General features: G+C 70.0%; 7 protein-coding genes. 1 reads left to right on the forward strand and 6 read right to left on the reverse strand.

All coding sequences use genetic code 11. From position 1 onward, the window contains the following. Positions 1-88: 88 nt before the first annotated feature. A complete protein-coding gene (locus tag RI138_RS19795; protein ID WP_311121021.1) occupies positions 89-949 on the reverse strand; it encodes an SDR family oxidoreductase in 861 nt (286 codons plus the stop codon). Positions 950-1,207: 258 nt separating this feature from the next. On the opposite strand from RI138_RS19795, the gene RI138_RS19800 reads away from it, so the two are divergent. Then, the gene (locus RI138_RS19800; RefSeq protein ID WP_096624962.1) at positions 1,208-1,543 is read left to right on the forward strand and encodes a winged helix-turn-helix transcriptional regulator; all 336 of its coding nucleotides are present in this window, start codon (positions 1,208-1,210) and stop codon (positions 1,541-1,543) included. A gap of 71 nt (positions 1,544-1,614) precedes the next feature. Here RI138_RS19800 and RI138_RS19805 read toward each other — a convergent pair whose 3' ends face one another. The 5 genes from RI138_RS19805 to RI138_RS19825 all read right to left on the reverse strand — a co-directional run bounded on the left by RI138_RS19805 (position 1,615) and on the right by RI138_RS19825 (position 8,920). Then, positions 1,615-2,688 carry a 2-oxoacid:ferredoxin oxidoreductase subunit beta gene (locus tag RI138_RS19805; protein WP_096624964.1) on the reverse strand — a complete coding sequence of 358 codons (1,074 nt, stop codon included), beginning with the start codon at positions 2,686-2,688 and terminating at the stop codon, positions 1,615-1,617. Then, positions 2,681-4,645, reverse strand: a complete 1,965-nt coding sequence (locus tag RI138_RS19810; RefSeq protein ID WP_311121022.1) for a 2-oxoacid:acceptor oxidoreductase subunit alpha — start codon at positions 4,643-4,645, stop codon at positions 2,681-2,683. Before RI138_RS19810 ends, RI138_RS19805 begins: the two co-directional genes overlap by 8 nt. A gap of 419 nt (positions 4,646-5,064) precedes the next feature. Further along, the gene (locus RI138_RS19815; protein ID WP_311122946.1) at positions 5,065-5,724 is read right to left on the reverse strand and encodes a response regulator transcription factor; all 660 of its coding nucleotides are present in this window, start codon (positions 5,722-5,724) and stop codon (positions 5,065-5,067) included. A gap of 431 nt (positions 5,725-6,155) precedes the next feature. Next, complete coding sequence (locus RI138_RS19820) at positions 6,156-7,517, reverse strand: sensor histidine kinase (RefSeq protein ID WP_311121023.1); 1,362 nt, start codon at positions 7,515-7,517, stop codon at positions 6,156-6,158. A gap of 230 nt (positions 7,518-7,747) precedes the next feature. Next, on the reverse strand, positions 7,748-8,920 hold the full coding sequence (locus RI138_RS19825; protein WP_311121024.1) for a sensor histidine kinase: 1,173 nt from the start codon (positions 8,918-8,920) through the stop codon (positions 7,748-7,750). Between the last annotated feature and the right edge of the window lie 125 nt (positions 8,921-9,045).

The raw sequence follows: 9,045 nt of genomic DNA on the forward strand, positions 1-9,045 counted from the left end.
TGGTGATCGGGCCGGGTGGTGATCAGGCCCGGGTGGTGGTCAGGCCTCGTGGTGATCAGGGCCCGTGATGATCAGGGCCGGGTGCCGATCAGGCCCCGGCCAGGGCCGTACGTACGGTCTCGGCGAGCGGCGTCGTCGGGCGCCCGATGAGCCGGGCGAGGTCGCCGCTCGTCCCGGCGAGCAGTCCGCGCCCGATCGCCTTGTCCACGTCGACGAGGATCGCGGCGAAGCCCTCGGGAAGCCCCGCGCCGACCAGGATCTCGTGGTGCGCGGCCGCCGGGACGTCGTTGTACGCGATGTCCTTGCCGGTCACCTCGGACAGCACCGCGGCGTACTCGGCGAACGACCAGGCGGTGTCGCCGCTCAGCTCGTAGACCGTGTTCAGGTGACCCTCGCCGGTCAGGACGGCGGCCGCGGCGGCGGCGTAGTCGGCCCGGGGCGCGGAGGCGACGCGGCCCGAGCCCGCGTTGGCGACGACCGCGCCGTGCTCCAGGACCGGGGCCAGGTTGGCGGTGTAGTTCTCGGTGTACCAGCCGTTGCGCAGCAGGGTGTACGGCAGCCCGGAGTCCAGGATCAGCTGCTCGGTGGCCTTGTGCTCGTCGGCCAGTGTGAAGTCCGCGTCCGGTCCGCCGAGGATGCCGGTGTACGCGAGCTGCGAGACGCCCGCCGCCTTCGCCGCGTCGATGACCGCGGTGTGCTGCGGCACCCTCCTGCCCACCTCGCTGCCGGAGATCAGCAGCACCCGGTCGCCGGACCGGAACGCTCCGGTCAGAGTCTCGGGCCGGTCGTAGTCCGCGATGCGCAGCTCGACGCCCCGGGCGGCGAGCCCGGCGGCCTTCGCCTTGTCGCGTACGACGGCGGCGATCTCGCCGGCCGGGACCGTGGTCAGCAGGGAGTCGATGACGAGGTGGCCGAGCTCTCCGGTGGCTCCGGTGACAACGATGCTCATGGGGGGCGCTCCGATTTCGGTGGTTCGATCCGCTTCTGTACTTCTGCGCTTCCGCACTTCTGTTGCGCTTCTGCACTTCGGCGCTTCTGGAACGAGCCTACGGATAGCGCTAACTATAAGAAAGTACCAACTTTGAAGTAAGGTACTGGCATGGACGTAAGGGCAACGGGTGTCAGGCCGCCCCATCACGAGCTGCCGAGCCATGAGGCGCGGAACCGCAAGTCGCCGAACCACAGGACGCCCGACGTCAATCAGCCGATGTGCCCCTCCCGGCTGGTGCTGGAGCATGTGACGAGCCGCTGGGGCGTCCTCGTCCTGGCGGCGCTGCTGGAACGTTCGTACCGCTTCAGCGAGCTGCGTCGCACGGTCGGCGGCGTCAGCGAGAAGATGCTCGCCCAGACGCTCCAGACGCTGGAGCGCGACGGCTTCGTCCACCGGGACGCGAAACCGGTGATCCCGCCCCGGGTGGACTACTCACTCACCCCGATCGGCATCGAGGCCGCCGAACAGGTGTGGGCGCTCGCCCGCTGGACCGAACGCCAGGTGGACGCGGTGCAGACGGCGCGCGAGGCATACGACAGGGCCCGGACCTGACCCTCGCCGCCCGTGGTGGTGCGCGGCGAGGGTCAGGTCCGGGCCCCGGGTGCCCGTGGCGACGGCAGCGGTCAGCCGATGACCGTCCAGGTGTCGTTCCCGGCGAGCAGCGCGCCGAGGTCGCCCTTGCCGTCGCGGTCCACCGCGCTGTCGAGCTGGTCGGACATCAGGGTGTCGTAGACGGGCCGCTGGACACTGCGGAGCACCCCGATGGGGGTGTGGTGCAGGGTGTCGGCGTCGGCGAGCCGCGACAGCGCGAACGCCGTGGTGGGGGAGTCGGCGTGGGCGTCGTGGACGAGGACCTGCGAACGGTTCTCGTCGGTGACCGCGACGACCTCCAGGTCACCGGTGGCCTGGTTGCGGACGACGCCCTTGGCACCCTCGGCGCCGAACAGGATCGGCTCCCCGTGCTCAAGCCGGATGACCGCCTCGGTCGCCTGCTCCTTGTCCTTGAGCACCTCGAACGCACCGTCGTTGAAGATGTTGCAGTTCTGGTAGATCTCCACCAGCGCTGTGCCGGGGTGTTCGGCCGCCGCGCGCAGCACGCTCGTGAGGTGCTTGCGGTCGGAGTCGACCGTCCGTGCCACGAAGGTCGCCTCCGCCCCGATGGCGAGGGAGACCGGGTTGAACGGCGCGTCGAGCGAACCCATCGGTGTCGACTTGGTGATCTTGCCGATCTCCGAGGTGGGGCTGTACTGGCCCTTCGTCAGGCCGTAGATCCGGTTGTTGAACAGCAGGATCTTCAGGTTGACGTTGCGGCGCAGGGCGTGGATGAGGTGGTTGCCGCCGATGGAGAGCGCGTCGCCGTCACCGGTGACCACCCATACCGACAGGTCCCGGCGCGAGGTGGCGAGTCCGGTGGCGATGGAGGGGGCGCGGCCGTGGATGGAGTGCATCCCGTAGGTGTTCATGTAGTACGGGAAGCGGGAGGAGCAGCCGATGCCGGAGACGAAGGCGATGTTCTCCTTGGCCAGGCCCAGCTCGGGCATGAACCCCTGCACTGCGGCGAGAACGGCGTAGTCGCCGCAGCCGGGGCACCAGCGCACTTCCTGGTCGGACTTGAAGTCCTTCATGGACTGCTTCGCCTCGGCCTTGGGCACCAGCTGCAGCAGTTCGTTGTGCTGCAGTTCCTCGGTGTCAGGCATCGATGGCCTCCTTGAGAGCTGTGGCGAGCTGCTCGGCCTTGAACGGCATTCCGTTGACCTGGTTGTAGCTGTGGGCGTCCACCAGATACTTCGCCCGCAGCAGCATCGCGAGCTGACCGAGGTTCATCTCCGGCACGACGACCTTGTCGTAACGCTTCAGCACCTCGCCGAGATTCCTCGGGAAGGGGTTGAGGTGGCGCAGATGGGCCTGGGCGATGGGCTGCCCGGCGGCGCGGAGCCGACGTACGGCGGCGGTGATCGGCCCGTACGTCGAGCCCCAGCCGAGCACCAGGGTGCCGGCCCCGGCCGGGTCGTCGACGGTGAGGTCGGGGACCTCGATGCCGTCGATCTTCGCCTGGCGCGTACGGACCATGAGGTCGTGGTTGGCCGGGTCGTAGGAGATGTTGCCGGTGCCGTCCTGCTTCTCGATCCCGCCGATCCGGTGCTCAAGGCCGGGGGTCCCGGGGATCGCCCAGGGGCGAGCCAGGGTGTGCGGGTCGCGCTTGTAGGGCCAGAACACCTCGGTGCCGTCGGCCAGGCTGTGGTTCGGGCCGGTGGCGAAGGAGGTGGTGAGGTCCGGCAGGCTGTCGGTCTCTGGGATGCGCCACGGCTCGGAACCGTTGGCCAGATAGCCGTCGGAGAGCAGGAAGACCGGGGTGCGGTAGGTCAGGGCGATGCGGGCCGCGTCGATCGCGGCGTCGAAGCAGTCGGCCGGGGTCTGCGGGGCCACGATCGGGACCGGGGCCTCGCCGTTTCTGCCGTACATCGCCTGGAGCAGGTCTGCCTGCTCGGTCTTGGTCGGCAGCCCGGTGGAAGGGCCGCCGCGCTGGATGTCGATGATCAGCAGCGGCAGCTCCAGGGAGACCGCGAGCCCGATCGTCTCCGACTTCAGCGCCACACCCGGCCCCGACGTCGTGGTCACGCCCAGCGCCCCACCGAACGCGGCCCCCAGCGCCGCCCCGATCCCGGCGATCTCGTCCTCGGCCTGGAAGGTCCGCACACCGAAGTTCTTGTGCCGCGACAGCTCGTGCAGGATGTCGGAGGCCGGGGTGATCGGATACGAGCCCAGGTAGAGCGGCAGGTCAGCGAGCTGCCCGGCGGCGATCAGGCCGTAGGACAGAGCCAGGTTCCCCGAGATGTTGCGGTAGGTGCCGGTGGGGAACGCCTGGGAGGCCGGGGCGACCTCGTAGGAGACCGCGAAGTCCTCCGTGGTCTCGCCGAAATTCCACCCGGCCCGGAAAGCCGCCACGTTCGCCTCGGCGATCTGCGGCTTCTTCGCGAACTTCTGCCGCAGGAACGCCTCCGTCCCCTCGGTCGGCCGGTGGTACATCCATGACAGCAGCCCGAGCGCGAACATGTTCTTGCTGCGCTCGGCCTCCCTGCGGGGAAGCCCGAACTCCTTCAGCGCCTCGATCGTGAGCGTCGTCAGCGGTACCGGGTGGACGTTGTACGCCTCCAGCGACCCGTCCTCCAGCGGACTGGTCGCATACCCCACCTTCGCCATCGGCCGCTTCGTGAACTCGTCCGTGTTCACGATGATCTCCGCGCCGCGCGGCACGTCGCCGATGTTCGCCTTCAGTGCGGCGGGGTTCATCGCCACCAGGACGTTCGGAGCGTCGCCCGGGGTGAGGATGTCGTGATCGGCGAAGTGGAGCTGGAAGGAGGAGACTCCTGGCAGGGTGCCTGCGGGGGCGCGGATCTCCGCCGGGAAGTTCGGCAGGGTGGACAGATCGTTGCCGAAGGATGCCGTCTCCGAGGTGAACCGGTCGCCCGTGAGCTGCATCCCGTCACCCGAGTCGCCCGCGAAACGGATGATCACCCGGTCCAGGCGGCGGACCTCTTTCCCGTCGCCGCCCGGCGTTCCCGTCGTACCTGACAGGGGGGCGCGCTGGCCCCCGAGGACGGCGTCGTTGGCCTCATCGGCCTTCTCTGCCGCGCTACTGACCTGGCTCGTCACTGAACTGGACCTCCCTTGGGGCGGCGGTTCGGAACCGTCCGGCCAGCCGGCGATCCCAGGGGCCACCCTACGTCCGCGCGGGCCGCCCTCCGGAGACCGATCATATGGTGGACACTGTTTTGAGACACCCTTTTAGCCTGGTTTGACATCTTGTGCAAGCCCCCCGATCGTGGGACGGAATCGTTCCGCTTTGGGTCTTTGGTCCTAGGTCCCTCGATTTCTCGTGTGCGGAACTGCCCGGTTTTCGTGTGCAGAGCCGCCCGGCCCGCGCCCGCCGGACACCCGTGGGCCTCCGGAGTGCTCCCGCAGTGCCCCGCGGCGCTTCCATAGCGCTCCCGCAGTACTTCCGGGGGTTTGTGTGCGCTCTCCACCCCTGGCTATCTGACAGTCTGTCAGATAGCCAGGGGGTGCAGGTGGTTCTAGGAGTTCAGGTAGGTGAGCACGGCGAGGACACGCCGGTGGTCCCCGTCGCTCGGCGAAAGCCCCAGCTTCTGGAAGATGTTGCTGACGTGCTTCTCCACCGCGCCGTCGCTCACCACGAGCTGCTTGGCGATGGCGGAGTTGGTCCGGCCCTCGGCCATCAGACCGAGAACCTCACGCTCGCGCGGTGTGAGCCCCGCCAACACGTCCTGCTTACGGCTGCGGCCCAGCAGCTGCGCCACCACTTCCGGGTCCAGCGCCGTGCCGCCCTGAGCCACCCGAACGACCGCGTCCACGAACTCGCGGACCTCGGCCACCCGGTCCTTCAGCAGATACCCCACCCCCCGGCTGCTGCCCGCCAGCAACTCGGTGGCGTACTGCTCCTCGACATACTGCGAAAGGACCAGGACCCCGATGCCCGGATAGTCCTTCCGCAGCCGCACCGCCGCCCGCACGCCCTCGTCCGTGTGTGTCGGCGGCATCCGTACATCGGCCACCACCACATCGGGCAGCTCCTCGCGGGCATCGAGATCCGCCACGGTCTTGAGCAGTGCCTCGGCGTCCCCGACCCCCGCGACCACGTCGTGCCCGAGATCGGTGAGCAGGCGGGTCAGCCCTTCCCTCAGCAGGACCGAGTCCTCGGCGATGACTACACGCACCCTGTTCTCCACGTTCTCCACGACGTCGTTCCCCCACTGTTCTGGCGATTCTCGCGCCACTGCACGCGCCGCGCCCGCCCACTGCGCCTCGCGTCCCGACCGTCCCAGCATCCCAGGACCCGGACGCCGATGGGGGCCCTGTGGATAACCCTGCCTGACCGGCAGGTACGCACCCGGAAACGCGCTGCTGCCGGGCACGGGGCCCGGCAGCAGGACGCGGGTGGGGGAAGGCGCGCGGCGGCGGACCGGCCAGGGTGGACCGGCCCTGGCGGCGGGGCTGAGTCGCCAGGGCCTGCCCTGTCCGGCTGGGGTGGCCTGGCTTGGGGTGGTCTGGGCCCGGATGGCCCGGCCCGGCTTGGACGGCTCAGCTCTGCCTGGACGGCTCGTGGACCAGTCTTGCCAGCGCAGCTCGTGCGGGTCAGCTTGCGCGGTCAGCCGCGCCAGGGCAGCTCCGCCGTGACCGTCGTCGGACCCCCGGCCGGGGAGTCGACCACGAGGACCCCGTCCACCGCGTCCAGCCGTTCCGTCAGCCCTGCCAGGCCGCTGCCCGAGGACGCCGAGGCCCCGCCCCGGCCGTTGTCCGTGATCTGGAGCATCAGCCGGTCGCCCGCCCGCCACACATCGATCGTGGCCCGGGTCGCCCGCGAGTGCTTGCTGATGTTTTGGAGCAGCTCCGAGACCGTGAAGTACGCGATCCCCTCGATGGCCTGCGCCGGCCGCGACTCCAGGTCCACTTCGACCGTCACGGGAACGGTGCAGCGGGAGGCTATGGCGGAGAGTGCGGCGTCGAGGCCGCGGTCGGTGAGGACGGCGGGGTGGATGCCCCGTGCCAGGTCGCGCAGCTCCTGGAGAGCCACCTTCACCTCGCCGTGCGCCTCGTCGACCATCCGCGCGGCGGCCTCCGGGTCGTCGGCGAGCTTCTCCTTCGCCAGCCCCAGATCCATGGCGAGGGCGACCAGCCGGGCCTGGGCGCCGTCGTGGAGGTCGCGTTCGATGCGGCGCAGGTCGGCGGCGGCGGTGTCCACGACCACCCCCCGGTCCGACTCCAGCTCGGAGACCCGGGTGGCCAGCTGGGACGGGCCCAGCAGACCGGTCACCATCAGCCGGTCCACCGTCAGCAGCCCCCGCACGATCCACGGCGCCACCAGCACCAGCACCAGCCCCAGCGCTCCGGTCAGGGCCAGCTCGGCGGGGGAGTCCAGATACTCCTGGTGTGTGGCGTCCCCGTACAGCTGGAGGCCGTCGATTCCCACGAACACCGGGAAGATCCAGTGCCACAGCGGATAGGTCAGCGCCATCAGGCCGTACGTCCAGAACGCCACCGCGACCGTGAACGTGAACACCGCCCACGGGAAGTGCAGCAGGGTGTACAGCAGGTGCCGCCAGGACACCCCGCTCTTGAGGACCGCGCCCATCCACGACATCGGGCCGCCGGTCTTACCCCGCACCCGCTCCGGATCAGCGACCTCCACCCCCAGCAGCCCGCGCGCCCGGTGCCGCTCCAGCGCGCCGAACCCCCGGCAGACGGCGAGACCGGCCGCGAGGACCGGAATTCCTATGAAGGTGATCAGCAGGCCCGCGCTCAGCGACGTCATGGTGACCGCGAAGACGAACATCACCGTGCTGAGCGGGAAACTCAGCAGCACATAAAGGAGCTCGCGCCAGGCACGGGCCTCCAGCGGTGCGCGCAGCGGCACCGGGAGGAAGTGCTTGGCCGGGGACTTCGCCCCGAAGCCGGGGCCGGAACCGTGGTGGTCCCGGTCCCGCGTGTCCGGTCCGTATGCCGTGGCCATGAGTGCCGTCCGTTCCGTCTCAGTCTCAGTCTCTCAGCGGGCTGTACGTGGGGCTTGGTGCGGTGCCGAAGAGGTCCGTCATTCACCGCGGACCGTTCTCCCTCAAGAGTGCTGGCCGGGTGGATTCCGCACCATGAGGCCCTTCTCCGTATCCAACCGGGGGTTTTCCCCACCCTTTGCGGGTGGGAGGCCGGGGCGTCCCCCGGCAGGTGGCTCAGGTGGCAGGTCGCTCAGGCGGCCCGGTCGCGCCAGGGCAGCTCCGCGGTGACGGTGGTCGGACCGCCCTCGGGCGACTCCAGGACGAACACCCCGTCTACCGCGTCCAGCCGTTCGGCGAGCCCCGCCATGCCCGTACCGCCCTCCATCCGGGCCCCGCCCGTCCCGTCGTCCGTGACCTGGATCAGCAAACGGTCCGCCGTACGCCACACCTCGACGGAGGCCGACCGCGCGCCACTGTGCTTGCTGACGTTCTGGAGGAGCTCCGAGACGGTGAAGTACGCGATGCCCTCGATCGCCTCCGCGGGCCGCCCGGGAAGCTCCACCGACACCTGGACCGGGACCGTACAGCGGGAGGCGATCGCGGAGAGGGCGGCGTCGAGGCCGCGGTCGGTGAGGACGGCGGGGTGGATGCCCCGTGCCAGGTCGCGCAGCTCCTGGAGAGCCACCTTCACCTCGCCGTGCGCCTCGTCGACCATCCTGGCAGCCGCCTCGGGATCGTCCGTCAGCTTCTCCTTCGCCAGCCCGAGGCCCATGGCGAGGGCGACCAGCCGGGCCTGGGCGCCGTCGTGGAGGTCGCGTTCGATGCGGCGCAGGTCGGCGGCGGCGGTGTCCACGACCACGCCCCGGTCCGACTCCAGCTCCGCGATCCGCCGCTCCAGCTCGTCCGAGGGCGACAGCAGCCCGCGCACCATGGCCCGGTCCACCGTCGTCAGCCCTCGTGTGATGAAGGGGAGCACTGGCCACAGCACGAACAGGCTCACCAGCGTCAGCGCGAACGTCAGCACGCCCCACGGCAGCCGGATGAACCCGTACAACAACGACCGCCAGCCCACCGGGTCCTTCAGACCCGACCACAACCGGCTGAAGACGCCCTCTCCCCGGGGGGCGTGTGCCAACGGGCTCGGCTCATCGACCCGTACGCCCAGCATCGACCGGGCCCGCCGACGCTCCAACCGCCCCAGCAGCCGGGCGGCCTGGAGCCCGCCGACGAGCAGCGGCAGGCCGACCACCGTGACGGACAGGCCCGCACCGAAAGCGATCACGAGGACCGTGCAGACGAACCCGACGACGGCCAGCGGCAGATTGGCGAGCAGATAGCCGACCTCCCGCCAGGTCCACCGGTCGAGGGCGAATCGGGCGGGTGGCAGCGGTGAGGGGCCCGGCACGGAAGGGGTCATGGTCATACCGACAGCCTGCCGGGCCGTCTCGGCGCACGCCATGGGGCTCATGGGTGGGGTGAAGTAGGGATAACCCCACCTGATGCCCGACGCGGCTGCTTACGCTCCGTTTAGCAGGCCCTAGACTCCCG

It is taken from the genome of Streptomyces durocortorensis, from assembly GCF_031760065.1.
In the GTDB taxonomy this organism is placed as follows: domain Bacteria; phylum Actinomycetota; class Actinomycetes; order Streptomycetales; family Streptomycetaceae; genus Streptomyces.

Bases quoted from the DNA above. Each gene is read 5' to 3' on its own strand.
- RI138_RS19795 (WP_311121021.1), bottom strand. From the start codon at position 949: ATGAGCATCGTTGTCACCGGAGCCACCGGAGAGCTCGGCCACCTCGTC.
- RI138_RS19800 (WP_096624962.1), top strand. From the start codon at position 1,208: ATGTGCCCCTCCCGGCTGGTGCTGGAGCATGTGACGAGCCGCTGGGGC.
- RI138_RS19805 (WP_096624964.1), bottom strand. From the start codon at position 2,688: ATGCCTGACACCGAGGAACTGCAGCACAACGAACTGCTGCAGCTGGTG.
- RI138_RS19820 (WP_311121023.1), bottom strand. From the start codon at position 7,517: ATGGCCACGGCATACGGACCGGACACGCGGGACCGGGACCACCACGGT.
- RI138_RS19825 (WP_311121024.1), bottom strand. From the start codon at position 8,920: ATGACCATGACCCCTTCCGTGCCGGGCCCCTCACCGCTGCCACCCGCC.